Source organism: Planctomyces sp. SH-PL14 (genome assembly GCF_001610835.1).
Lineage (GTDB): Bacteria > Planctomycetota > Planctomycetia > Planctomycetales > Planctomycetaceae > Planctomyces_A.
The window spans coordinates 5,353,400-5,378,944 of the sequence record NZ_CP011270.1; the positions used below are offsets into that span (position 1 = coordinate 5,353,400).

Consider the following 25,545-nt stretch of genomic DNA (forward strand, 5'->3'; position numbering starts at 1 on the left):
ATTTCACCAGGGACACCAAGGACGACAAGTCCTTGCCAGTCCCTCTTTGTGTTCTTTGTGCCTCCTTGGTGTCTTGGTGTTTAACTCCTCATTCCCCAAGGCTCTCCCCGGGCATGCGCTTTATGCGGGCGCGATGCCGTTTCGCACCGCCCGCCTTCAGACTTCAACGAATGTTTCCACAGTACAACAGTTTTTCCAAAAAGCCGTTGCCTCAACGCATCCGTGACGTAGGTTTGCTCACCCTCTCAACCCAAACGCTCCCAGCGGTTCACCCCGGATGTGGTGACCACGAGCGCCCCGCAAGCCGCAGTCCCGGAAGTCTGCGTCCTGCACCGCCGCGGTCCAACTGACAACCACGCCTGTCCCGGGGCGGGAAACCGTCCGTCGAGTTCGCCCGCGCCCTGCGCCTCTCAGCCGGAGACGCCGTGCGCCGCGTGCCGACCGGTTTCCCCCCTGTTTCCTACACACGGTTCTGCGCCCCCGTTCCGCGCTCTCCGTCCGCAACCGCGGCCGGCAGACCGGGACCGGTGCGGAACCCCGACCATTCCGACTCCTGCCGAGGCTTCGATGACGTACAACGGTTCCCTGCTCGTGGTGGATGACGACCGGCATATCTGCGAAGCCATGGCGGACTACCTCCGCAGCCTCGGCCATCGCACCGAAACCGCGATGACCTGCCGCGACGCCATCAGCCGCATCAAGGAATACAACTTCGACGCCGTCGTCTGCGACGTGAACCTCCCGGACGCCGACGGCTTCCAGGTCCTCGAATGGGTCGTGGCCAACAAGCCCGAGACCTCGGTGATCCTGCTCACCGGCTACGGCACCATCGAAAGCGCCGTGGAGTCGATCCGCATCGGAGCCTTCGACTACCTGACGAAGCCCGTCATCGACGACGAACTGAACCTCGCCATCCAGCGGGCCCTCAGCCAGAAGCGGATCGTCGAAGAGAACAAGAAGCTCAAGAAGCAGCTCGACCAGAAGTTCGGGATCTCCAACATCATCGGCCGCGACTACAAGATGGCCAAGATGTTCGACCTGATCGAAAGCGTCGCCGATACCCGGACGACGGTCCTGATCCTCGGTGAAAACGGCACCGGCAAGACCATCACCGCCCGGGCCCTCCACCAGCTCAGCAGCCGCCGCGAGAAGCCCTTCGTGGAAGTTGCCTGCGGAGCCCTCACGGATACCCTCCTCGAGAGCGAATTGTTCGGCCACGTCGCCGGCTCGTTCACCGGGGCCACGCACGACAAGATCGGTAAGTTCCTGCAGGCGGACGGCGGCACGCTGTTCCTCGACGAAATCGGGACCGCCTCGCCGAGCCTCCAGGTGAAGCTCCTCCGCGTCCTCCAGGACCGGGAGTTCGAGGCGGTCGGCGGCAACAAGACCCACAAGGTCGACGTCCGGCTCGTGCTGGCGACGAACGAAAACCTCGAAGAGCGGGTCCGCCGCGGCGAGTTCCGCCAGGACCTGTTCTACCGGATCAACGTCATCTCCGTGACGCAGCCCCCGCTGCGGGAGCGGATCGGCGATATCCCGCTGCTCGTGCAGCACTATGTGCGGCACATCAACGAGCAGACCGGCAAGCAGGTGGAAGGCTTCGACGACCAGTCGATGCAGCTCATGCAGCGGTACCAGTGGCCGGGCAACGTCCGGGAACTGGTGAACGTGGTCGAGCGGGCGATCGTCCTGGCGAAGGACCGCGTCATCACGGCGAATGACCTGCCGGAGTCGTTCCGCCGGGACCTGCAGGAGCCGCGTTACAACGGCCAGCGGATCGGAGCGGGGAACCTCAAGTCGGCCCTCGTGAACCCGGAGCGTCAGATCATCGTCGACGCTCTCGAGGGGAACGGCTGGAACCGTCAGGAGACCGCCCGGATGCTGGGGATCAACCGGACGACGCTCTACAAGAAGATGAAGAAGTTCCAGATCGAATACGAAACCCACGCCCAGCTCACCTGAGCGAAGCGAAAACGGACGTGCATCAGCCTCCGGGGCGAAGGGTTCTCACCCTCGCCCCGGAGGTTTTTTCGTTGAGGAGCGTTCACCGCAACGGGAGGGCGAAGCTCCTGCTGAGCCGCGAAGGTTCCTTCCCGCGTTCCATCGTTCCAGATCGAAGTGCCCTCGGCCGCTGTCACCACCGCCGCGGCTCGGCCGGAGCCTCGCCCTCCCGATCGCCAACCGACGCCACGATCGTTCAACGACGTAGCGCCGCCGCCACGGGCAAACGGCTTGACCGGACCTCCGCATCAAGTGCAGACTGGCGGTGATCCGCAACACAAAGTGGCCGCAGGCAGACGAGGGCGAATCCGATGACGACGATGCAGAAGCACGCGATGGCGCTCGGGTATTTCGCGCTGGCTGTGTTCTGTGTCTCCACCGGCTCGCAGGGCCTGCTGGCCTTTCGAACTCCGCTTCTGTTGGGGGCGGCCCTGTCCCTGGGAGCGGGCTGCGTCTTTCTGGCATCGGCGTGTTACGGGCCGCTCTGTGCCGCGATCGAGTGGCTGACCGGAATGTCCCGGCTCGCCCAGGAACCGCCGGCGAGGCAGAGAGCGAACTCCGCCGAGGGCGCTCGGTAGGGCGTCAGCGGTCGGTCGTCGGGAGCAGCGGTCCGGTATGTTCGGCTTCGCTCAAACGGTCTATCGACTGTCTCTCGTCGGGCTCGTCGTCTGGTCGATGTGGCAATCACTCTGGTGGTGGCTGGAGTCGACCGGGCCGCAGTCGCGGACTCCGCTGGGGATGGCTCACTACTGGACGGCCGAACGAAGGGGCGGTGCCGCGCGTCGGGCCTGTTTCACGGAGACGGGCTGGACAGCCTTTCAACGGTACTGGCGATATCAGATGCTGTTCGCGTGTCTCGTGTTCCTGTTGATGTGCACATGGGACATTCACGTCTGACGAGGTGCGGGCAATGGACTACGTCGTCCGGGTCGAGCAGGCCAGCAGCCTTCCGCTGGCGGTCGTGAAGCGGGTCGCCGGGCCGCGGGACCTCTCGCGGATCGTCCCCGAAGCGTGCGGGATCGTCTGGAACGTCATCAAGTCGCAGCAGGTCCCCGGCGCGGGCCGTCACGTCGCCCTGTATCTCGACGACCAGATCCACCTCGAAATCGGTGTCGAGCTCAAGGCTCCCTTTGCCGGTCACGGCGAGGTGGTCGGCTCCGTCACCCCCGCAGGGACGGTCGCGACGACGACACACTTCGGCCCCTACGGCGGGCTCCACGCGGCCCACGACGCGATCCACCGCTGGTGTGCCGCCCACGGCCACGCGCTCGCCGGTCCCCGCTGGGAGATTTACGGCCACTGGCAGGAGGAGTGGAACAACGATCCGTCGAAGATTCGGACGGACATCTTCTATGTGCTGAAACCGGCCAGCGGCGGTCAATGACCTTTCGGACTTTGCTTGTGACGCCGGACTTTGACAAAGCACTGGACGCCTTTCGGCCCTTTCTTGCTCAGCAGGGATGGCCCGATCGATTGACCTGGGTCTTTCGAGAGGACGTCGCCGCCTTTCGCCGCCGACGTTGGGTCCGGCTCCCGCTGGCCGAGGACAACGAGGACCTGGCGCGAGCCTACTTTCAATACGGTCAGCGGCAGGGCCGAGGAGTCACCCTCGAAGCGTTCTGCGCGGTCGAGGGGATGAGTGCCTGCTTTGTCTGGGTTCCTCAGGACGACCAGGCGGCCTCGTACGCCATGCAGAAACCCCTCGGCCTGAAGTTGCCGGCCTCCTCCGTCGAAGCGGGAGTTGTCCGCTGGGCGGCGCGATGGAAGTGGATCAAATGGTCGACTCGTCTCAGCGGAAACGGGGGGCTGTCTGACCAGCTTCCGTCGCGAGCGGAAGCCCTGGCATGGACCAGCAGCGTGACTGGACTGGCCGCCAGGCGACACGGCAGAGGGCGCTGAGCTTCCGTAGTCCTCTCAGCACGAGGCGAAGGACCACCCCCTTGCCGCCGGAGACGCTTCCGTGAGGAACCGTGGTACGCAACGGGCATCTGCTTTGTGGTACCAACGTTGAGGACGCCCTCAATCCACACCACCTGCTTTGCAATCCCTGTGGGTTGGTGAGGGGGCATCCGGCACGTCGTCCGCGCTTGGACACGTGCTCCTTCAGACATCTCTCGACGGCCAGGCCTCCGGCGGGCAAGGGGGATTCTCCCCCTTGCATCCCCTGACCAGGGTGCCCCTGGACCCGGTTCTTGGGCCTATCTGTGTCCATCTGTGTTCATCTGTGGCCCCCCACTCTCCCTCCTCCGTGTCCTCTGTGCCTCTGTGTTTCATCGCCTCTGCATTTCATCACCTCCGCCGATACCTCACAGCGAACCCGCCTCACCCCACACCGCCGGCGACTGAAACCCCTTCGGCTTCGGTCCGGACTTCGGCGTCACCGCCTCGGCCGCCAGACGGTCGTACGTCTCGCGGAGCTTCCGCACCTGCTCCGGCTGGCTCTCGGCCAGGTTCGTCTTCTCCCCGGGATCCTTCGCAAGATCAAAGAGCTCGACCGTCACCCCCTTCGCGGCGGGTTTGGCCGGCGCGGGAGTGTCCCCCTCTTCGCTATCGGCGATGTCGCCGCCGATCACCAGCTTCCAGTCCCCCACCCGGATCGCCCCGCGGTTCGGAGCAGCGTTGACGACGATCTCGGTCCGCGTCGACTTCGCCCCGCTCGTCAGCACCGGAAGGACGTCCCGGCCGTCGACGGGAAGCGGCTGCGCTTCGGACGCGCCGGCGACCTTCAGCAGCGTCGGGTACCAGTCGGAGATATGGATCGGCGTCTGGACCGAACTCCCCGCCGGAATGTGCCCCGGCCACGCCGCAAAAGCGCACACGCGTACGCCCCCTTCGTAGACGGTCGCCTTGCCGGCGCGGAGCGGACCGTTGCTCGTGATCCGCTTCGGCGCGGGGCCGCCGTTGTCGCTTGAGAACAGGACGAGCGTGTTATCGAGGATCCCCGCGGTCTTGAGCGCCGCCGTGATCTCGCCGACGGCGTCGTCCATCGCCGTGACCATCCCGGCGTAGGTCTGCCGCTGGCCTTTGAACTGCGGATACCGCTTCGAGTACTCCTCGGGAACCTGATACGGGGAGTGAACGCCGTTGAACGGGACATAGAGGAACAGCGGCCGGTTCTTGTCCCGCTCCCGGATCAGGCGGGAGGCTTCGCGGCCGATCAGCTCCGTCGAATACCCCTCGTCGCGGTTGACCTGGTCGTTGCGGTGCCAGTCGAAGCCGCCGTCGCGGATGTGGGTGAAGTAGTCGAGCGCCCCGTTGTAGTGGCCGTACTGGTGCTCGAAGCCCCGCCGCGTCGGAAGGTACTCGGGCTGGAAGTGCCCCAGGTGCCACTTTCCGACGATCGCCGTCTCGTAACCCGCCTCACGGAGGGCGAGCGGCAGCATCCGTTCTTCCAGCGGCAGGCCGTAATTGGCCCACGGGCGGACGACGCCGGTCTGGAATCCGTACCGGAACGGGTACCGGCCGGTCATGAGGGCGGCCCGCGTCGGGGAGCAGACCGGCTGGACGTAGAACTGGTCGAGCGTGGCCCCGGAGGCGGCCAGGGCGTCGAGGTTCGGCGTCCGGATCTCGCTCCCCCGCCAGCCGACGTCGTGCGAGCCGAGGTCGTCCGCCAGGATCACGACGATGTGTGGCTTTTTGCCCGGTGTCTCCGCCCCCTCGAGGCCGGAATTCGGCCCGGGATTGAGGAAAAGCATGGCGATCAGCAGGGCCGGAGCCGGGAATCGAGCGAACATCGGTCACCTCACAGGAACGCGGTCGGTCGCGTCATGTCACCGAAACCCCCGCCGGGAATCAAGCAAAAGACGGGTTCCGGCGGCCGCGGCGGGTGCGTTCCTGTTGTCCCCGATCCGGCCCGGAATGGAAGACGCGACTTGACCCGAGCGGACGGACCCTGTGAAATACTGGTACTGGTTCAAACGGCACGACTTGCGCGAGCAGAGCCAGAGCGAGCGTGGGTCGAGGCGGTGCGGGTTATTCCTCTGAGTTTTCACACTGCGGCCGTTGCGTCCGGCGGCGACGGAAGAAGTGTACCGATCCATGGCCGATCCCTATTCCACTGGCGTTCCCTCCTCCAGTCAGACGGAGAACGGACCGGCCCCGGCGACCAAGGAGCGCACGACCGACCCGTTGCTGGGCGCGCACGACAAGACCGTCACCGGTGAGAAGACCATGCCGCCGCCGGCGAACGCGGTGGCCCAGGTCGGGATCGGCAGCCAGCTCGGTCCGTACCAGCTCCTCGAGAAGCTCGGGGAAGGGGGCTCCGGGGCGGTCTACAAGGCGCTCCACACCAAGCTCGGGATGCTGGTGGCCCTCAAGGTCCTGCCGCACCACATGGTCTCCAAGCCGAGCGCCGTGACGCGGTTCGAGCGGGAGATGATGGCGGTCGGCCGGTTGCGGCACCCGCACATCGTCCAGGCCCTCGACGCCGGGGACATCGGCGGGATTCACTACCTCTCGATGGAATACGTCGAAGGGGAGGACCTCCAGAAGCTCGTGGCCCTCAAGGGGCCGATGTCGTGCGTCAACGCCTGCAAGGCGATCCGGCAGGCGGCCCAGGGACTCGCCGCCGCCCACGAGCTGGGGATCATCCACCGCGACATCAAGCCCTCCAACCTCTTCGTCACCAAGGGGGGGCGGATCAAGATTCTCGACATGGGCCTCGCGCTCCTGTCGGAAGACCAGGAGAGCCAGAAGGAGCTGACCTCGGAGGGGCAGTGCTTCGGGACCGCCGACTACATGGCTCCCGAGCAGTGGGAAGACTCCCACAAGTGCGACGCCCGGACCGACCTCTACGCTCTCGGCTGCACGCTGTTCCGTCTGCTGACCGGCCAGCCGCCGTATGGCGGCGAGGAATACCGGACCTTCATCCGCAAGATGCAGGGTCACTGCCGCGACCCGATTCCGGACCTGTGCGCGATGCGTCCCGACGTCCCGTCCGAGCTGGCGGAGATCTTCCGCCGGCTGGTGGCGAAGCGTCCCGAGGAACGTTTCGCGACGGCCGAGGAACTGGTCGACGCCCTCGCGCCGTACGCCAGTCGCTTTGGTCCCGGAGCGGCGGAATCTCCTCCGCGGGGGCCGGGAGCCGACTCCGCCCACGTGCCGGAGGGGAAGGGGACGATCCGTCCCGTCGGCGTCAGCTCGAACTCCGGCTCGCGTCCCGTGGCCGCGCCGACCGCCTCCGCCGCGATCTCGACGCCGGTCCGCCGTCCCCCCACGCGGCCCGACATGCGTCGCCGCCGTCCGGTCCGTTCCGACGCCACCGTCGTCCCGACGTTGCGGCAGCGGGCGATTCCGGCCCGGGCCCGCGCGGCCCGCTCCGCCGGCGCGGCAAAGGTCAAGTTCGCGATCGCGGGAGCTCTCTTTGCCGGGGCGATCGCGGCCGCGGCGGTCCAGGGGTTTGCGGTCCCGTGGGTTCTCGGGGCCGGGCTGCTGATGGTGGCGGTCATCAAGTTCTGGCTGGAGGGGGATATCTCGCTCTACCCGGCCCTGGAGCGGCGGTTTCCCGCGGCCCATCCGGTCGTGGAGGAGGTGTCGTCCGACGATGTCGACACGGACGACCTCGACGCCGCGTGGGACGCCGGGATGGCGGCCCTGCGGGAGGCGGGGGTCGATTTTCATGGGACGTCGGTCTTCCTGGTAACGGGTCTCCGCGACGAGCGCGCGGCGCGGTCGCTCATGTCGGCCGCGGGTCTCGACTTCGCGGTCGCGGCGACTCCCGGCGAAGAGGCGCCGCTGACGTGGTTCGCCACGGAGAAGGCGGTCTACCTGTGCTTCACCGGTCCCTCGCATGTGGGGATGGCGGCCCGCAACGAAGGGAAGGTCGAAGTTGCGCTGATGGGGTCGGGCGGTGTCGGCGGCCCGCGTCCCGGCACGCAGAGCAAGAACACGGGGACCATGTTCGTCCCCGGGCAGGAGGGCGAGGAGGACGGCGCTGGCGATGGCGTGGCCGCGCAGGCCCTGGCCCCCGCTCCCCAGGCGGGGCGTGAGGGGGGAACTCCGGTGAACTACACCCCCCGCGGAACGATGCAGTGGGCCGGGTCGGAGGACGCCATGGAGGCGCTCCTGGCGTCGGCCCCCAAGGTGGCCCGGCGGATGAGTGCCGAGCAGTTGGCGGAGGTCCGGGTCCGGATGGCGCATGTCTGCCGCAAGCTGCGGGCGGAGCGGGTGCCGACGCGGGCGATCAACGGCGTGATCAGCGTGATCCCGTTCGACCTGCTTCCGGCGAACGCCGCGACGGCGGGCGAGGTGGAGCGGTGCGTGGCGGCCGATCTCAAGACGCTCCGGGACGAGCTGGGGGTCCGCTGTGCGGTGACGGCGCTCGTGAGCGGCATGGAGTCGGACGAGGGGTTCCTGGAGCTGACGCGGCGGCTGGGCCGGGAGGCGGTGAAGATTCACCGGTTCGGGAAGGGGAACGATCTGTGGACGTTCCCCGAGCCCGAGCTGATCGAGGCGGTCGTGCAGCACGCCTGCGGCGGGTTTGAGGACTGGGCGTATCACCTGTTTTCGAGTGACGACGGGCTGGAGGACGCGGGGAATCTGGAGTTGTTCGGTCTCTTGTGCCGGACGCGATCCGAGATTCAGGAGCCGCTGGCGACGGTGCTCTGCGGGGGGTATTCGGATCCGGAGGACAGTGAGCCGATGCCGTTTGCGGGGGTGTATTTTGCGGCGACGGGTCCTGCGGAGAGTGAGCAGGGGTTTGTGAGCAGTGTGTTTGAGAAGGTGCAGGAGCAGGAGGGAGAGGTTCGCTGGACGGAGGGGGCTGAGGAGGAGGAGGGACGTTATCGGTCGTGGCGTTCGGCGACGTTTGGTGTGAACTTGTTGTTGATGGCAGCGATCACGGCGCTGGCGTTTTTGTGGTTTTCGAAGCGATAGAGCTGGGAGTCGCGTTGGCTTGAGCACTGTCCTGGGCCGACGGGTGTTGAATTCTGAACCGGGCGCTGCTGGTCGCACCGGGGCCAGTGAGGGAGGCGGAAGGGGTTCAGGCGGAAGGCGGAAGGTAGAGGGGGGCAACGCAGGATCGTTTGTCCCTGATCGGGTCCAGGGGCACCCTGGTCAGGGGGATGCAAGGGGGCAGAATGCCCCTTTGCCCGCCGGAGGCTTTGGCCTGTCTCGCTCTCTCTGAGGGAGCGCGTGTCCAAACGCGGACGACGTGTCGGATGCTCCCACACCAACCCGCTCCATTTGCAAAGCGAGCGGCGCAGGGTGAAGGAGTCCTCCCGGGCTCAAGTCCGCACCGCGGGCTCCCCGGCGCAAAGGGCCGACCTTCCGCATCCGGCCCGCTCGCTCTCAGCGCGGAGCTTCACCGGCACTCCCCTCATTCGGAACCGCGGCCGCCGACTCCTTCGGTGCGACGGCCCCGCGCTGCGGGCATCTCTCGCGGCCCGGTGCCGCGCATGCAACCGGTCGACCGCCCGGTCGTAAACCGGAACGACGCAGCGGACGAACACCCACGCCAGTCCCTGGAAGAGCATCACCAGAAGCGTAAACACCAGCTCGATCAACATCATGAACAGCGAGGCGAAGAGGCCGATCAACTCGACGATCGCATCCACAGCCCCACCCCCGACCGCCGCTCATGTCTTCGCCCTGATCCCGCCGCCGGCAACACCGCGCTAAATCTCCCGCGCCGGCGCCTTCTCCCGGTCCTTCGGCGCCGGGAGGATCGAATCCGCCGGCCGCGTCCGAGGCGCCGGAGTCGGAGCAGGGGCCGGTGCCGGATCCGCCGCGCCCTTCTCCGCTCCCTTATCCCCACCCTTCTCCACCGGCGGCCCCGGAGCCACACCAGGCGCATCACCCGCCGCCGGAATCACCGGCGCAGCCCCCGCCACCGCCGGACGCACGAGGAATGTCTCGTTGTACGACCGGAACTCAATCGCCCGCCCCGGGAAGTCTGCCACGATCCCCTGAATGTGCGACGAGTACGACTTCCCCTGCCAGTCGACCAGCGCCTTCCCCGTCGACTTGTCCAGCACCCGCAGCTTGATGTCCTGAAAATGCAGGTCGTCCCGGTTCACATTCTGCACGGCGACGAACGGCAGCACCGGCAGATCCCCCGTCCGGTCGATCGGCAGGTTGAACCCCGACACATCCTGCTGCCACGCGATCTTCGGCTCCCGCCGGTCGAGCGCCACGCACGCCCCCGAACAGCGGATGTTCGGCCCCGGCAGATAGGTGTTGGTCAGCATCATCTTCTGATCGACGAACAGATAGATCCGCTCCCGGTCCATCAGGCACTGCAGCTGTCCCGTCCGCCGCCGGATCGGATCGAGCGTCGCGAGCACCTCCTTCACGCTCGCCAGCTCCATCACCCGGCCCGTCTGGAGATTCAGCACCGCCGTCCGCCCGTCGGGCTCCACGACGAAGAACTCCCGCTCGGAGACCGGCACCGCCCACGAGTCGTCGGAGAACTCCTGCTTCCACACCTCGTCCACCTTGCCCGTCGCCAGGTCGACATGCGTCGTCTTGGCGATGCGGAACTTCCGGCTGTCGCTCTTGCCCGTGATCTCGCAGTGGATCAGCCCCCCCTCCACCACCTGCCGCGCCTTGTCGAGCGGGCTGCCGGAATCGAACTTCTTGAGGACCCGCCCGCTCCGGACGTCGAGCAGCACGGGCCGGTCGCTCGAAGAGAAGAGGTACAGCCGGTCCCCGTCGAGATACACCATCGAGTCCTGCCGCGTCCCCCGCCGCTCCCACAGCATCGCCCCGCTCTCGGGGTCGAGGGCCTGGATCGAACGGCGGTCGTAAACCACCGCCGCCTGGTCGGAGACCGCCCCCAGCATCCCGGTCGCCACGCTCATTCGCGAGAGCATCCGCGGCTGGGCAAAGGCGGCGATCTTCTGCATCGAGTACGTCTGCACGAACTGCGGCTGCCGGTAGAACGTCCGGGCCGACCCCCGCAGGTCCGGGATATGGGTCCACAGCGGCTTCTTCTCCAGCAGCGAGAAGGCATGGATCACGCCGTTGTGGACCACGTAGGTCATCGGCCCCCGCAGGACGATCGGACTCTCCTGGCTGTACATCTCCAGCGGAGAGCTGCGAAGCGGCGCGGACCACAGCGTGCGGTTGTCGGTCGTCAGGAGCGCGATCCGCTGGTTCTGCAGGCTCACCTGCAGCAGCTTGTCTTCCAGGAACGCCGGCCGCTCGCCGAAGGGAGGGAGCGCCCGCGACTGCTGCTGGTGCTCGCGAAAGACCCGGACGACCTCATAGTCCCCGGTCCAGACCGGCATCGCTACCGACGACGCGACCGGAATCCGCTCGAGCGCCTTCGCCGCCAGATCCCCGGCCGCCCCGTCGGGCAGCGCCGCCTCGGGGAATCGGACCCGCAGCTCCTCCAAGAGCAGCCGCGCATCCGCCGTCCAGCCCAGCCGTTCGTAGAGGCTCGCCAGCTGCCACGTCGCCAGGGCCGCGACCTCGGGCCGCTCGCTCCGCTGCAGCTGCCGCAGGTGAATGCCGGCGCCGGTCGAGTCGTTCGCCTGCTCCAGAAGCCCCGCCAGCCGCAGGTGCGCGGCGTCGGCGTCCGGATGGAATCCAAAGAGCCGCACGACGCGCCGCAGGGCGGGGACATCGGCCGCCCCCTCGAGCTGCCGCCGGACGTCCGCCTCCTTCCGAGGCTCCCCGTCGAGCTTCTCGTACACCTGCGCCAGCCGGTCGGCGAGCCAGACGTCCTGCCGCGTCGTCTGGTTGCCGTCGACGATCATCTCAGTCCCGGCGGTCGCGACGAGCTTCCGATAGGCCTCCCACGCGCCGACGAACTTTCCCTGGGCGCTCGCCCGGTCGGCATGCAGCCGGACCAGGGCGTCGCGGTCGGTCGCGGTCGAGGCAAACTGCTCCAGCTCCCGTGCCGCCTCCTCATGCGCGGTCAGGTCCCCGGAGGCGAGCGTCCACAGCCCCTCCCAGAGGATGTCGCGGCGTTTGCGGACGAGCTCCGGCTCCTGCGTCTCGACCTTCCGGGCGGCGTCGACCGCGTCCTCGGGCCGCTGCAGCCGCAGGTACAGCTCCGCCAGCCGGAGCGCCGCCAGGGGGCTGGTCTTCGCTTCCTTCTCGAACGTCTCGAGCGGCTGGTCGGGCTCCCACGCCACCAGCTCCTGGGCCGTCACCGAGAAGACCCGGCCACCCAGAGCGAACAGGTTCCCGGGCGCGTCGTCTCCGGCGCGGAGCTTCTGCGTCCGCCGGATCTTCCCGGTCTGGCGGTCGAACTCATGCAGCGCCCCCGACCGCATCGGCTGCAGGAAGGCGGTCTCGGTCAGGAGGCCGCGGCCGCTCGGAACGTCGCCGAGTTCGGGCCAGGGGGTCTCCCAGACGGTCGCGCCGCTCGCCACGTTGATCGCCTTCAGCGACAGGACGTCGGTCACGTAGGCCCGGCCATCGGCGGCTCCCGCCAGGACGAGCGAGTTCCCCTTCGGCCGGGGGGGCCACTTCGGCTTCCCGGTCCGGGCGTCGAGAGCGACCAGGACCGGCTGCTGGCTCCCGGTCTCATCGGGGAGCTCCGAAGGCCCGAACAGGACCGTCCCGTCCATCAGGATCGGCGCGCCGGGATACCACCGGGCATGCAGATCGAGCGGCTGGTTGATGAAGTATCCGTTCCGGGTATTGGGCGTGTTGACGGGGGCGCTGTAGCGGTGCGTCCACAGGAAGCGGTGCTGGACCCGGTCGAGCGCCACCAGCCAGCCGGAGGTCGTCGGACAGACGATGATCCCCTCCCCGACGGCGGGCCAGCAGGGCCAGCCGCGGCGGACCATGTCCCGCGAGATCGTCTGCCCCACTCCCGAGATCTGCTGCGACCAGAGCGGCTCGCCGGTCGAGGCCCGCAGGCAATGGAGCGAGACGGCGTCGTTCGCCTCCCCGATGACGAACAGCTCGTCGCCGTCGACGACCGGCGCCCCGAAGAAGTACGTCCCGGCCAGCGGCGGAGCGAAGACATCCTCGATCTTCCGCCCGCCGATCCGCCACATCCGCCGGCCGGTCTGCAGGTCGTACGCCGCCAGCGAGTTCGACTTCCAGTCCCGCCCGAGGGGGTCGACGACGTCTTCCTGCTGCCAGTAGCCGTAGACGTTCTGCGGCATGAGGGCGATGTCTTCGAGGACGAAGAGCCGCCGTCCGTCGCTGCTGAGCGAGCCATGGACCCCGTCGCGATACAGGACCGAGGTGAGCGGGTGCTGCTCAGGGTTCGCCCCGTCGTAGGCGGGGCTGATGAATCCCTGGATCATCGTCCGCCCCTGCGTCCGGCGGAGCGGTTCCCCCGCCAGCAGGCGCTCCGGCGCGACGTCGCTCTCCAGCCGCCACGACGGTGCGCCGGTCTCGGCGTCAAAGACCGCCACGCCGAACAGCGTCCGGACCGCCACCTTCCCCGCGGCCGCCACGGGGAACAGCGCCGGGAGCGTCGCCTTCTTGCTCTCGATCAGGTCCCACACCAGGGTCTGGACCTGCTCCTCGACGGCATACCGCCGCACGAGGCTCTGCCGCCACCGCGAAAAGAGGAGCGGCGCGTCCGCGGCAAACACCGCTCCGTGGGCCGCCTCGCCGTACGGCATCCGGGTGTCGCGGACGACCGTCGCCCCCCGCGCCCCTCCCGGGGTCATTCCGTCGAGCCAGGCCTGCGGAGTCAACGGCTCGGCACCGGCCACGGCGGGAGTCGCGGCAGCGGGTGCGGCGACCTGAAGGAACGGCCGCAGATCGGGAATCCCCTTCAGCAGCGCCTCCGCGGCCAGGCGATCCCCGCCCATCGCCAGCCGCCGCGCCGCGCGGACCTTCCACTCGGGGGTCTCGGTCCCGGGGGCCTTGGCGGCGATCAGCCGCCGCGTCCAGTGGGCCGAGGCGGCGTAGTCCCCCTGGTCCTCCAGAATCGCGGCAATGTCCTCCGCGGCGGTCATCCCGCCGGGAGTCGCGAAGTACCGGCTCGCCACCCGGACCAGCTCGTCGAAGCTCCCGCTCTCCTGCGCCTTGCCGCGCGCGGTCCGCGCCGGACCGTCGAACCGGTTGCGGTAGTTCCGGAGCCCCTCTTCCGGGAGAGCCAGCGTGATTCGCTCGACCTCTCCGAGGAGCGAGACCCACTGCCCCTGCGGCGTCCGGTACAGCCGGTCCTCGTCCACCTCCAGGAGGAACTCGACGACGTCGATGGCGTCGTCCCACCGCTCGCCGCGGATTAGCGTCTGAAGCTGCCCGACCCGCCGGGAGAGTTCGACATCGCTCGCCGCGCGGGCGTCGAGCCGGTCGCGAGACCCGGACGCGGGGGCCTCATCGGGAATCGTCCCGCCCCGCTTGGCGGGGGGCTTGGCCGCGGGAGGCGGCACGTTCGGTCCGCCGAAGATCCCGCGGAGGATGTTCTGCACCGGATTCGGCTTGGCCGGCTTCTCCGGTTTCTCCGGTTTGGGGGCGGCGGGCTTGTCCGCCATGGGAGCGGGTTTGTCGGCCATCGGCGCCGGCTTCTCCGCCATCGGGGCGGGGGGCTTCTCCTTTTCCTGCGCCGCGGCCGGAGACCCCAGTCCTGCCCCCACCCCGAGCCACACCGCCAGACCGATCCCGATCCACCGCGCCGGCGGAGCGGCCTCACCGGGGTGGCCGCAGGTCCAGATCGCATTACGCCAGAACCGGCACGACAACATCAGGCGGCACTCCGTGGTGGAATCGGCGGACCGTCCGGTGGGCGAACGGTCCAGCGGGACCATGCGGCAGTATATCGCGGGGGAGGGGGAAGGCTTAAGGCTGAAGGCGGAAGGGAGAGCGCCGAAGGGGAGGGGAGAGGGTCCACGAGGGAGACGATCTCGAACCGCGCAGGCTGTCTCGCGCCAACGGCGTGAAACAATCCAGCCTGGGGTAGCCGCCCCAGGTTGGCTCTCGACCTTCCGCCTTCCGTCCGAATCCCTTCCGCCTCCCCCCTCCCTCTCCCTATCATCGCTCGCGGGTCCCCATCGCTCCGTCAGCCGCTCAATCTCCCATGCCCAAGGTCACCTTCGTCACCGAGAAGAACGAAAAGAAGGTCGTCGACGTGCCGGTCGGCGCCAACCTCCGGAAGCAGGCCCGTGAGAACGGGATCCCGCTCGCCTGGCGGGTCCAGGTGACGGCGGGCCAGCAGAATGTCAGCCCTCCGGGACTGCTGGAGAAGTTCGCCGGTCTCGTCGATCCGCTGACCTTCAGCGCCCGGATCGGCCACGAAGACGAGATCCGCCTCGCCAGCCTGTGCACCGTCCAGGGAGACTGCACGGTCAAGACCAGCGCCCCGCTCAACCTGGAAGGCGAAGTCTTCTGGCAGTGAAGCGCTCCGGCCCCAGGGAGCCTCCCGCCGGCCTCGCCGCCCGGCCGCTTCAGAACAGCTCCCGGACGATGTTCCCCTGCGAGAGGGGCATCGGCCGGCCGTCGCTCATGGCGTAGTTCGTCGCCAGCGGGTCGTAGCCGAGGGCGGAGAAGACGGTCGCGTGGATGTCGGCCGGCGTGATCGGACGGGCCTTGGGAGCGGCTCCCGTCTTGTCGGACTCGCCGATCACCTGCCCCCCGCGGATTCCCCCTCCGGCAAGGACCATCGTGTAGCAGTGGGGCCAGTGGTCGCGTCCGCCGTCCTTGTTGATGATCGGCGTCCGGCCGAAGTCCCCCATCCAGATCACGAGCGTGCTGTCGAGGAGCCCCCGCTCGGAGAGGTCGTCGAGCAGTGCCGCGTACGCCTGCTCCATCGGCGGGACGAGGCGGTTCTTGAGCTGCTTGAAGTTGTCCTTGTGCGTGTCCCAGGTGATGCTCGGCCCATTGACGGTCGAGACGAACCGCACCCCCGACTCCACGAGCCGCCGGGCCAGGAGGTGCGACTGCCCCCACGAGTGCTTCCCGTAGCGGGCCCGGACGGCGTCCGGCTCCTTCGTGAGATCGAAGGCGTCCGCCTGGGAGCTCGCGGTGACGAGCGAAATCGCCCGCTCGTGCGCCACCGCCAGGTCGCTCGCCAGCGGCGTGTCGACCGGCCGGCTCTTTCGATCGAGCTCCCCCAGGAGCTGCTGCCGCTCGGCGAACCGGGCGGAGGTCATGTTCTCGGGGAGCCCCATGTTGGGGACCTTGAAGTTCCGCTCGTCCGGATCGGCATTGAGCACGAACGGGTCGAACCGCGAGCCGAGGCAGCCGCCGAACTGGCCCGGCGTGAGATAGACGAAGCTGTCGCAGTGCGGCCGCGGCGTGATGACGTACGGCGGGATCGCTCCCGCGTAGCCGTCCCGCTGGGCGAGCCAGCCGACCAGCGTCCCGAAGCTCGGGAAGTCGGCCCGGCTCGGCGTGATGAGGGTGCTGTCCTGCGGATAGGCCCGGCCGACCGTCGACCAGTACATCCCGGAGTTGTGCGCGCTCTGGCCGTGGTGCAGCGACCGGACGATCGCCAGCTTGTCGGCCCGCTTGGCCATCTGCGGGAGGAGCTCGGAGATCTGGATTCCGGGGACGTTCGTGTCGATCGGCCGGAATTCGCCCCGGACGGCGTCGGGGGCCTCGGGCTTCAGGTCCCACAGGTCGGTGTGGCTGGGGGCCCCGCAGTTGAAGATCATGATGACGGACTTGGCCCGTCCCGCGGTCGCGGCCGGCGCCCCCTGTCCGCTCCGCCCCCACAGCGACAGCGTCGCGGCGGCCGAAGCGGTCAGAAGCTCTCTTCGCGATGCGCGTGCCGCGCCACCAGGGGGGCGGGGGCGTTCTCCAGGCATGTCTGGCTCCGAAGGATCTCGGAAAGGAACCCATCACGGCGCATTGATACGTCCCCTTTTACCGCGATTTTCCGTCCTGACGCAAGGGAGTCTTGCCGCGGGCCGAACGTCCGTGCCGGGGTCGGCAGCACGAAGGCCGCGCATCCCCGGCCGGACCTTGATCTTGGTCCGCCGGACGATCACTCTGGAAACAGCAAATGGCGATTTGAGCATCGCCCAGCCCGCCGGACCCCGCTGGCCCCTCCGCTGGACCCCGCCGGCCACTCCGCCGAACCCCGCCGGCCACTCCGCCGAACCCCGCACCTTCGATTCCCGACCGAGAACCTCCATGACCTCCCGCCCTCTCCGTGGTCTCCCGCTCCTCGCGGCCGCCGTCTGCCTGCTTTCGTCGTCCGTTCTTCTCGCCGGCGGCCCGGTGTACCGCGGGACATGGCAGAGCCAGACGACCGGCCACCACGGCCGGCTGCGGATGCGGGTCCTGGAGACGAGCGGATCGACCTACCGGGTCCGCTTCAGCGGGACGTTCCTGGGGGTGGTCCCCTTCGTCTATTCGACCCCGATGACCGTCACCGGCCGGACCGCGGACGGCGGCGTGACCCTCTACGGCCAGTCCAAGCTGCCGATCTTCGGCGACTTCCGCTCGAACGCCTACATGAACGGCAGCCAGTTCACCGCGACCTACACGTCGGCGAAGGACCGCGGCCAGTTCCTGATGCAGCGGCGGTAGCCCGGGCGGTCCTCGCCCGCCGCCCGGTCATTTCTTCTTCTTGGCCCCGACCAGCATGAAGTCGATCGGCTTGTCGGCGGTCGTCACCTCGCCGATCAGTTCGGAGACGTTCGGGTCGCTGTACCGCGGGGGGAGCGACTCGACCGCCCCGACATCGGCCGCCGACTGTCCCATCGGGATGGGGGAACCGTCTTTCTGCGACATCCGGGAGAGGACGACCTTGTACTTGCCGGGGGGGACCCCTTCGTCGGTCCCGTGCCATTTCAAGGTGTACTTGCCCGATTCATCGGTCGATCCGAAGCCCCCGCTTCCGGCCTTCGCCGTTTCGGGGAGGAACGAGACGGCGGCGAACGTGAGAGGCATTCCGTCCAGCGTGATCGTCCCCGAGACGGAGACCCGGTTCGCCGGAGCGGTCGAGCCCCCTCCGCCGCAGCCCGCCAGCGTCGACAGGAGAGCAATGGCGCAGCCGATGCGGATTCGAGAGGAGACGAGAGACATCATGGGAACAGCGCATCCTTGAAGAATCGAAGCGGAATGAAAACGCTCACACCGCGGTGACCCGGTACAGGTCAGCGGCGGCGTGCGGCAGAGGAGTGGCAAGAATCGTGCTATACCCCCGTGGAAGGGGGGAAGAAGGCCCGCTCGATAGCGTTTCAGAACTCACCGACGGGCTGGCCGTCAGCGATCAGGCCCAGCCGCGTTCGGGTCACCAGATCCATGCTGTCCGTGACGAAGCGGACGGCGCCGTCCCCCAGCAGGATCGTCGCCCCCCCGGCGTGAACACTTCCAGCCGCCCCCCAGTTGGCGAGTTTCGGCGGTTGGTTCGTCATCGGTGGAGTCCACGAGCAGCAGAGCCAGAAGTTGATCGGGTTGGTCTGCGAGAAATTGATCCCGTGACCGACCCACTTCGCGTAGCCCCAAGTCCCGGTGACGCCGTTCCGGACATCCAGCGTGGCCTCACACACGGCGACGCTGTTGCTCAGGCCGTCTGCCGCGTCCCGGATTCTCGCGGAGCTGTTGATCCCGAACATGAACTTGCTCGCCGAAGCGATCGAATCGTAAAGCGTGCATGTGTTCGAATAGTTATTCGTGCTGAAGTCGTAGTTGGTCTTGGCTCCGAACAGGCCCGCCGTTCCTCCGTTGACGATGGAGTAGTCGCCGCTGGTTGTGGATCGGTAATACCGATCTCCGAAGTCCGACGGACAAAGGAAGGCCGGGAGAGAGACGGACACGACGGCGTCGTTCGTACCCGCCGCGGTCCCCTGAATCGTGCCGATGCCTGCGGCCCGCTTATGGTCGCTCGCCGGCAAATCGTGATTGTACTTGTTGTACAGTCCCTGCTGGTCGATGTACGGCAGAAGCATCGTCCAGCCGCGGGTGTTGCGGATCGGGTTGGGGGCGAATCCCACTTCGCATTCGCCGGGATTCACGACGGAGAACGGAAAGATCCCATGGGTCTCATGGTAACTGTGGAGAGCGATGCCGATCTGCTTGAGGTTGTTCTGACACTGCGACCGGCGGGCCGCTTCCCGGGCCTGCTGGACGGCCGGAAGTAGAATTGCCACCAGGACCGCGATGATGGCGATGACGACGAGCAGCTCGATGAGTGTGAAACCTCGCGCACGCCGACGCCGAACACATGCTGTGAACATGAAGAGCAGACTCCGCGCTATGAGTTGGGAAGGGACTGATGTGAAGGGATTTTGATTCTTCACACAAATCTGCATCAGTGTCAACCGATGCGTTGCTGCAAATCGAAGCACCTGAGTGGATCGAGTCGCGGCGAACCCCGAACGCCTAGAGGGGATTGCGTCGTCAAGAAGCACGGACGCCTGGGAGATGAAGGGCCACGAGACCGACCGCGGAGTCCCCTTACGGCACCCACAGGATGGCGATCACGACGAGCACGATCGTCCCCACGACCGCCGTCAGGACGCCGCTCATCCGCTTGCGGCGGAGGTAAAAGATCAACACGAAGCCGGTGATCGAGACGAACACCATCAGCAGCGCGGTAACGTCGATGACCCAGGACCAGACCTCGCCGCTGTCGCGCCCCTTGTGGAGGTCGTTCATGACCGCCATCAGCCCCATGACGGTCTGCGTGGCGTTGTAGGTCCCGGCCGCGCGGTCGATGAAGACGTCCGCGGCGTAACCCGGGCCCTTGAAGAGGACCATGCACTCGTAGTCGTCGATCCGGAACTCGCTCACCGCGCCGCGGAGGCCGTGCTCCTTCCGCAGGTGCTCGACGACTTCCAGCTTCGCAACGGTCTCGTTCGCCGGCGCGGCGCCAGTCTCTGATGCTGCCGGATCGCTCTCCGCCCCCTCCGGCGCCGCCTCCATCGGCCGCGGCGCCACCCACGCCGTCGGCAGGCTCCCCTTCAGCTCCGTGACGGTCTGAACGTCCCCGCCGAACCACGTCGGGTGGTTCAGCGTGATCCCCGTTACGGCAAAGAACATCAGGGCCGCAAAGCCGATCAGCGACACATAGATGTGCAGCCACCGCACGGCCGACGCGAAGCGGTTCGAAAGGCTTCGCGGCGGACGGGGCTTGGGCTGGCTCCCCGTGGAGGGGGTTCCGTTCGGACCGACTTCACTTGGCCGCCGGCTTGGACTCACCTGCGGGGGCACCTGCGGCGGGGACAGCTGCTCGATATTCGTAAGCGGCGGACTCGAATTCGACATTGCCTTTAAGCTTCGTAACCGCGATCGGGTCAGCCCCGAGCGTGAGAGGGTGGCGGATGATCTGGTACGTGCCGTGTTCGCGAGCCGCTTCCAGGTACAGGGTGTACTTGCCGGGCTTGAGCGGTTTCCCGGCGTCGTCGGTCCCGTCAAACACCGCCTTGTATTCGCCAGGACCGCGCGTCGCCCCGGAGATGACGCCAATCAGGTCCGTCTGGTCCGCCAGTTTGCGGGTCCGGTCGTTCCGATACCAGCGAATCAGGTCTCGATGCCACCGCGGCCCGGGCTGCTTGTTGTCGAGAAACAGGAGGGCCGTCTTCACCGGGAACTCGTCGGCGTCCTCCAGCCAGACCGCCACATACGGCCGGCGGTACCCCGGCTCGCTCGGCTTGGCGAGCGTGATATTGACGACCAGCGACAGCAGTTTGCCGTCTGCCGCGTTCTCTTCGCTCTTGGCCTCCTTCGCGTCCCCCTTGGCGTCTTCCGCGGCGACGAACTGCGTCGCCCGGGCACCGAGCCGGAACAGCCCCGGCTGCCCGCGATCATTCCAGCCCGACGACTCCTGCCGCGAACCGTCCGCCAGGACAAGCAGGCACTCCGTCTCCGGCAGCGACTCGATCAGCTTCAGGCTCTCGGCCGGAGGGAGAACATTGCAGATCGTCGCCAGGGCGTCGGCTTCGGCGGAGGTGGGAGCGACGACCGTCGCCCCGGCGATCCCTTCGGCCGGTCGGCCTGTTTTGGGATCGAGGATGTGGGAGTACCAGCGGTCGCCCACCTGGAACCCGCGGCGGTAGTTGCCGCTCGTCGCCAGACCGCCGCCGTGGAGATAGACCGCATCGATCGGCTCGGCATTCACCGCGTCGTTGTGCGGATCCGCGACGGAAACGCGTTCGACGATCGACCCCGCGGCCCGCATGTCGCCGCCGATGCAGACGAGGGCTCCTTGGACCGCCTCCTCGTCCATCGCCCGCAGGCAGGCCCGATCGACGATCAGCCCCTTGGCCAGCGCGTCGAAGTTGAGCGGCACGCTGCCGATCTTCCGGGCCCGGCCCTCGGTCGCGTTAAGCTGCCAGTGCGGCTGCGTCAGGGCGACCGTAGTTTCCTTCAGGACCGCGTCCGACGGCGCGGTTCCCGTCGCCGCGGCGGACCGCCACAGACGGGTCAGGCTCTCGGTCGCCGGCTGGAACGCCCCGCCGCTGGCACGGGTCCACCGCTCGCTCGCCTGGAGGACTTCCAGCAGCTCCGGCGAGATCGCGACCGACTCGCCGCCGCCGCTCCGCTGCCAGCGGCTCAGCTCGCTCGCCGGATCGTAGACGCTCAGGATCCCGGAGAGCCGCTCGATCTCCTTCAGGACAACCGCTTCGGCCCGCTCGGCGGCGGCCGACGAATCGGCATCGACACGGACTTCCAGCGACGTCCCCAGGACACGCTCCCGGTGGAACGTGAACGTCTCGGCCGGGGCACTCGAGGTCCAGACCGCGAGGGCGGTCCCCATCACGCCGGCCGCCCGCAGGCTGGCGACTCGCAGGCGGGGGAACGAAAGGATCGACAGACGAAACCGCATGAAAACTCCAGGGGGCGGAGAGAGACGGTAGGAAGGAAGGGGCCGCCGATGCATCGCCCGAGGCAGGGCGATCAATCGCGGGGAGAGGCAAACGGAGGAACTATCGGGGGGCCGTCGCCGGCGGGGAAGCGGGAGCGGTTCCGGTGGTCCCTTCGCGGGGCGGTCCGTTCCCTTCGCGACTGCCGCCGCCACCACGACGCATCGGTCGTTCGGCGGCTCGGGACTGGAAGTACGCTTCGAGCTCGGAGCGATCGAGCTTGCCGTCCTTGTTCGCATCATGCTCTTCGAGAGCCCGGGCCGCCATCCGCTCGGGGCTGCGGTCGCCGCTGCCGTCGGTCGTGAAGGGGCCGGCCGGGGGGGACTCCGTTGCGGCGGAGGCTTCGATCTCTTCCTTCGTGGCAAACCCATCCTTGTTTGCGTCGGCCCGCTCGATCAGCGGCCGGAACCGTTCGCCGACTTCGTCCTTCGTGAGCTGGCCGTCCCCGTTGCGGTCCATCCGCATCAGGCGGGCGACCAGTTCCGAGCCCGCGCTCCGGGTGTTGCCGCGATCCATACCGCCCGCCGGCTCGACGCCGTAGTCGCGGGATTCCGGTGCGGGATCGAGGAGGGCGATGTGGGCAATCCCTTCCTTCTCGGGATCGAGGCCGTAGAACAGGAGCCGGTCCTGGTACTCGACCATCGTCCGGCTTGCGGCATCGAACGGAAGTTTCTCGAAAGCGACCGTCCAGGCGTTCGACTGCGGATCGAAGGCTTCGACGGAGTCGACCTTCTGGAAGTGCCCGTCGACCTTGGCGAACCCGCCCGAGAGATAGAGCTTGCCGCCGGCAACCGCGAGGCTCGGGAAGACGCGGGCGACCTTGGGCGACGTCCCTTTGGCCCATGCCTTGGCTTCGAAGTCATAGACATCGACCGCGTCGACGATCGTCGACTCTTCGCCGAGTCCGCCGACCGCATAGAATTTTCCGTTCAGGACGGCGGCTCCGAACGAACGCCGCCGTGTTGGAATAGCGGCTTCGGTGACAACCTCAGCTGGCGTCTCGGGCGAGCCGGACCACTTCCAGGTCTCGGCGATCAAGCCGCCGCCGTGTCCGGTCACCTGGCTGCCGCCGAAGATCCAGGCCGCCTCTCCCTGGGAGACGACGGAGAACATCGACCGCGGGCCGGGGAGATGGCCGACTTCATCCGTCCACCCCTTGCTCCGCAGGCGATAGCGGAAGATCGTGTCGGCCGACTGGTACTTCTCACCCGGATTCGCAATTCCCCCCAGGACGTAGATCGACTGGTCGATCCGCTCGCCGGCCAGGAACGCCGCTCCGCTCTGGACTGCCGAGGGCAGCGGAGGAAGTTTTTCGACGGCCCGCGTCGCGAGGTCGAAGCGGTAAGCCTCGTCGACGATCGCTTCCTTCGAGAAATCGTGCGGATTGCGGCTGTTGTTCCCGCCAAAGGCGTAGAGCGAGTTGCCGGTCAGGAACGGGATCTGTCCCTGCACAACCTTCCCGGCGAACGGGACCGGCCACTCGGAGAGCTTCGGAACCGCATGCTTGTCCGCCGCCAGGTCGATCGCCTCGACGGTCGGCACGTAGGCGCTGCGGGAGATCCCGGCGACCGCGAACAGGGTCGAGCCCTCGTCCGCCACCAGCCGCAGGAAGCTCCGCGGATAGAGAAGCCGCTCCTCCGGAACCCACTCCGACTTCCCTTCATCGAGCGTATAGAGGATGCCGTCCGAGCCGGTGTAGCACAGCTTCCCGCCGCAGCCGAACGCCGAGAGGGCGAACGCCGCAAACTGCGACTTCCCCTTCACCGCCGGCCCTTCGGTCCATGTGTCGGTCTTGGGATCGTAAGCGTGGACGAGCGACGTGATCTGGTTCGACTGCGTCATCCCGCCGAGGACCCACACCTTGTGATCGTGGGCCGCGACCGCGAGAGCCCGCTTCACAAACGGCGGCTTGGCAATCGGCTTCCATTCCCCCTTATCGCTGGCGAGGTTATAGACCAGCGCGTCCTCGTGCCACGGGGCCTCCATGACGTTCGTCCCCTGCAGGTTCCACCCGCCGACGACGTACACCTTCCCGTCGACGACCGCCGCATCGAGCGACGACCGGGGCTTCGGCAGCGAAGGGAGATTCGTCCAGCTCTTCGTCTCCGGGTCGAACCGAGAGAACTCATCGAGCGAGTGATAGACCGTCGCTTCCCCCTGCCGGTTGTCGAAGCTCAGCCCGCCGACGCGGTAGATCTTCCCCTCCCAGGCCAGGATCGCCGGGCTCTGCGACGAGTTCTGCATGGGAAGCGTTTCCCAGGCGGCGTCGGGCGTCTTGAGGTTGAGCCGGACAAAGTGCGGCGAGAGGCTGTCCTGCGAGTTCCCCGGAATCCGGCCAACGTGGCCGCCGAAGACGTACAGGTGATCCCCCGCGACCGCGGCCCCGAAGCTCGAGATCCCCTCGGGGAGGTTGGGGAACGGCATCGGCCGCTTGAAGTCCCCCGCGGAGAGCGGCATTGCCGTCAGCAGGAGGAACGTCAGGAGAGTCAATCGAAGCAGCATCGGCAGGGCTCGCGGTTCAACAGACAGAGGGCAGGGGATGGAGCTTGTCAGATTCGATTCCGGGAAACTACGCGCAGTCCGAGTGGACTCCCTGGGCTTCCAGGAGCAGGAGTCGCTGCTGGCAGACGATGACCCGCCGGTAGTCGCCGGCATCGCGGTAGACCTGGATCATCCGCTGCAGGCAGTTCGGACAGCGGATCGACTCGATCTGCGGCGAGGCGAGCCGGCACACAATCCGATAGGCGTCGTCCGAGCGGTCGAACCGCAGCAGGTGCGAGACGAGGCCGATCCGGTAACCGACGTTCTCCGGATCGAGCGCGATCGCCCGGCGGGCCAGCGACTCGGTGTACTCGGGGGGAATCCCGCACCGCGCCGCGTAGTAGCCCATGTCGTAGTAGGCCTGGGCCAGACCGCCGTCGAGCTGCATCGCCTTGCGGGCGGCGTGCATCGCCATCGCCGGCTGGCGGATCGCGTCGAGGCCGGTCGCGACCTGCAGCAGGAGCGGCGCGGTCAGACCCGGATCCTGGAGCAGATTCGCCATCAGGTCGCGGGCGAGGTCGGCTTTGCCGATCCGGATGTAGCCGTGCGTCAGGCAGACCCGCGCGGCGGGGGAGAGCGGAACGAGGAGCGAAGCCCGCTCGATGGCCGAGACCGCCACGGCGACCCGGCCGCGGGCGTAATGAATGAGGCCGGCCAGTTCCCATCCGCGGCCGTCTTCGCGATGGGTCCGCAGATGGAGCTTGAGGAGCCGCAGCGCCTCTTCCAGATCGCCCAGTTCGTAGGCCTCGCGGATCACGTCGTGCGCGGTGGACATGCCCTCTCCCGGGAGTGACGGAGCGATCATCGGCCGGCGGTCTCGCGTCCGCGGCAGGCGGAGCGTACGAGACAGGCGGCGTGTGAAAACGTTCCCCGGAGGTCCATCCCTCCTCCGGGGAACACCTGCGAGGGACGGTGGAGTACGACCGCCGCAGGAGGCTCAAGGAATGTTCGTCGGAGGGGAGCTTTGCAGTTCGACCCTCGTATCGCGTGCGGGAGGCTGGCTGTCCGGAAGCGGCCGGAACTGGCTGGCAACTGAGACTCAATCTCAATGAGGTGGGAGTATGCCGGGGGACGAGGGGCATTGCAAGCCTGCGAACGACCCGCCGCCACAGATTTCAGGTGACCTCAAGTTTCCGCGGCGGGGTCACCGAGGAACGTGCTCGCAATCGATCCGAAGCCTTCGAGGGACAGGCAGCCTCTTCGGCCCGAAGGTCCTGATGGGAACCATCGGTCGAATGCGGCCGGGACCCGACCATCAAGCGTGTCCCGAAAGTCGGTGGAGAGCTCCGAACGCAGCAACAAGGGCGCGCGTTCTTCGAGGTGCCGTCATCGG

General features: G+C 67.6%; 18 protein-coding genes. 8 read left to right on the forward strand and 10 right to left on the reverse strand.

Annotation, left to right across the window (positions count from 1 at the left end):
- Window positions 1-567: 567 nt before the first annotated feature.
- The 5 genes from VT03_RS20390 to VT03_RS20410 all read left to right on the forward strand — a co-directional run bounded on the left by VT03_RS20390 (window position 568) and on the right by VT03_RS20410 (window position 3,900).
- Window positions 568-1,962 (forward strand): sigma-54-dependent transcriptional regulator, encoded by a 1,395-nt coding sequence (locus VT03_RS20390; RefSeq protein ID WP_075094689.1) that lies wholly within the window; start codon window positions 568-570, stop codon window positions 1,960-1,962.
- Between the two features lie 350 nt (window positions 1,963-2,312).
- Window positions 2,313-2,579: a hypothetical protein gene (locus VT03_RS20395; protein WP_075094690.1), complete on the forward strand. Its 267-nt coding sequence runs from the start codon at window positions 2,313-2,315 to the stop codon at window positions 2,577-2,579.
- 37 nt (window positions 2,580-2,616) lie between these two features.
- Entirely contained in the window at window positions 2,617-2,898 is a 282-nt protein-coding gene (locus VT03_RS20400) for a hypothetical protein (protein WP_075094691.1), read from the forward strand.
- A 13-nt stretch (window positions 2,899-2,911) separates the two neighbouring features.
- Complete coding sequence (locus tag VT03_RS20405; RefSeq protein WP_075094692.1) at window positions 2,912-3,385, forward strand: GyrI-like domain-containing protein; 474 nt, start codon at window positions 2,912-2,914, stop codon at window positions 3,383-3,385.
- Window positions 3,386-3,474: 89 nt separating this feature from the next.
- Window positions 3,475-3,900 carry a hypothetical protein gene (locus tag VT03_RS20410; RefSeq protein WP_156514646.1) on the forward strand — a complete coding sequence of 142 codons (426 nt, stop codon included), beginning with the start codon at window positions 3,475-3,477 and terminating at the stop codon, window positions 3,898-3,900.
- Window positions 3,901-4,307: 407 nt separating this feature from the next.
- On the opposite strand, the gene VT03_RS20415 is transcribed toward VT03_RS20410, so the two are convergent.
- Window positions 4,308-5,735, reverse strand: coding sequence for an arylsulfatase B (locus VT03_RS20415; RefSeq protein WP_082846383.1), 1,428 nt, complete (start codon window positions 5,733-5,735; stop codon window positions 4,308-4,310).
- 304 nt (window positions 5,736-6,039) lie between these two features.
- Here VT03_RS20415 and VT03_RS20420 point away from each other — a divergent pair, with 304 nt between their 5' ends.
- Window positions 6,040-8,874: a protein kinase domain-containing protein gene (locus VT03_RS20420; protein ID WP_156514647.1), complete on the forward strand. Its 2,835-nt coding sequence runs from the start codon at window positions 6,040-6,042 to the stop codon at window positions 8,872-8,874.
- Window positions 8,875-9,224: 350 nt separating this feature from the next.
- Here the strand turns inward: VT03_RS20420 and VT03_RS20425 are convergent, their stop codons facing one another.
- On the reverse strand, window positions 9,225-9,554 hold the full coding sequence (locus tag VT03_RS20425; RefSeq protein ID WP_075094695.1) for a hypothetical protein: 330 nt from the start codon (window positions 9,552-9,554) through the stop codon (window positions 9,225-9,227).
- 60 nt (window positions 9,555-9,614) lie between these two features.
- Window positions 9,615-14,603: a PQQ-binding-like beta-propeller repeat protein gene (locus VT03_RS20430; protein ID WP_156514648.1), complete on the reverse strand. Its 4,989-nt coding sequence runs from the start codon at window positions 14,601-14,603 to the stop codon at window positions 9,615-9,617.
- A gap of 332 nt (window positions 14,604-14,935) precedes the next feature.
- Between VT03_RS20430 and VT03_RS20435 the strand changes: the two genes are divergently transcribed.
- Window positions 14,936-15,253: a (2Fe-2S)-binding protein gene (locus VT03_RS20435; protein ID WP_075094697.1), complete on the forward strand. Its 318-nt coding sequence runs from the start codon at window positions 14,936-14,938 to the stop codon at window positions 15,251-15,253.
- A 49-nt stretch (window positions 15,254-15,302) separates the two neighbouring features.
- Here the strand turns inward: VT03_RS20435 and VT03_RS20440 are convergent, their stop codons facing one another.
- On the reverse strand, window positions 15,303-16,664 hold the full coding sequence (locus VT03_RS20440) for a DUF1501 domain-containing protein (RefSeq protein ID WP_075094698.1): 1,362 nt from the start codon (window positions 16,662-16,664) through the stop codon (window positions 15,303-15,305).
- Between the two features lie 328 nt (window positions 16,665-16,992).
- Here VT03_RS20440 and VT03_RS20445 point away from each other — a divergent pair, with 328 nt between their 5' ends.
- Window positions 16,993-17,391, forward strand: a complete 399-nt coding sequence (locus VT03_RS20445) for a hypothetical protein (RefSeq protein WP_075094699.1) — start codon at window positions 16,993-16,995, stop codon at window positions 17,389-17,391.
- 27 nt (window positions 17,392-17,418) lie between these two features.
- Here the strand turns inward: VT03_RS20445 and VT03_RS20450 are convergent, their stop codons facing one another.
- The 6 genes from VT03_RS20450 to VT03_RS20475 form a co-directional block, all read right to left on the reverse strand.
- The gene (locus VT03_RS20450) at window positions 17,419-17,892 is read right to left on the reverse strand and encodes a carboxypeptidase-like regulatory domain-containing protein (protein ID WP_156514649.1); all 474 of its coding nucleotides are present in this window, start codon (window positions 17,890-17,892) and stop codon (window positions 17,419-17,421) included.
- Window positions 17,893-18,044: 152 nt separating this feature from the next.
- Window positions 18,045-19,043 (reverse strand): DUF1559 domain-containing protein, encoded by a 999-nt coding sequence (locus tag VT03_RS20455; RefSeq protein ID WP_075094700.1) that lies wholly within the window; start codon window positions 19,041-19,043, stop codon window positions 18,045-18,047.
- 220 nt (window positions 19,044-19,263) lie between these two features.
- Window positions 19,264-19,896 carry a PepSY-associated TM helix domain-containing protein gene (locus VT03_RS20460; protein WP_075094701.1) on the reverse strand — a complete coding sequence of 211 codons (633 nt, stop codon included), beginning with the start codon at window positions 19,894-19,896 and terminating at the stop codon, window positions 19,264-19,266.
- 85 nt (window positions 19,897-19,981) lie between these two features.
- Entirely contained in the window at window positions 19,982-21,634 is a 1,653-nt protein-coding gene (locus VT03_RS20465) for a DUF2271 domain-containing protein (RefSeq protein WP_075094702.1), read from the reverse strand.
- Window positions 21,635-21,734: 100 nt separating this feature from the next.
- Entirely contained in the window at window positions 21,735-24,173 is a 2,439-nt protein-coding gene (locus VT03_RS20470; RefSeq protein ID WP_075094703.1) for a kelch repeat-containing protein, read from the reverse strand.
- A 67-nt stretch (window positions 24,174-24,240) separates the two neighbouring features.
- Window positions 24,241-24,987: a hypothetical protein gene (locus VT03_RS20475; protein WP_156514651.1), complete on the reverse strand. Its 747-nt coding sequence runs from the start codon at window positions 24,985-24,987 to the stop codon at window positions 24,241-24,243.
- Between the last annotated feature and the right edge of the window lie 558 nt (window positions 24,988-25,545).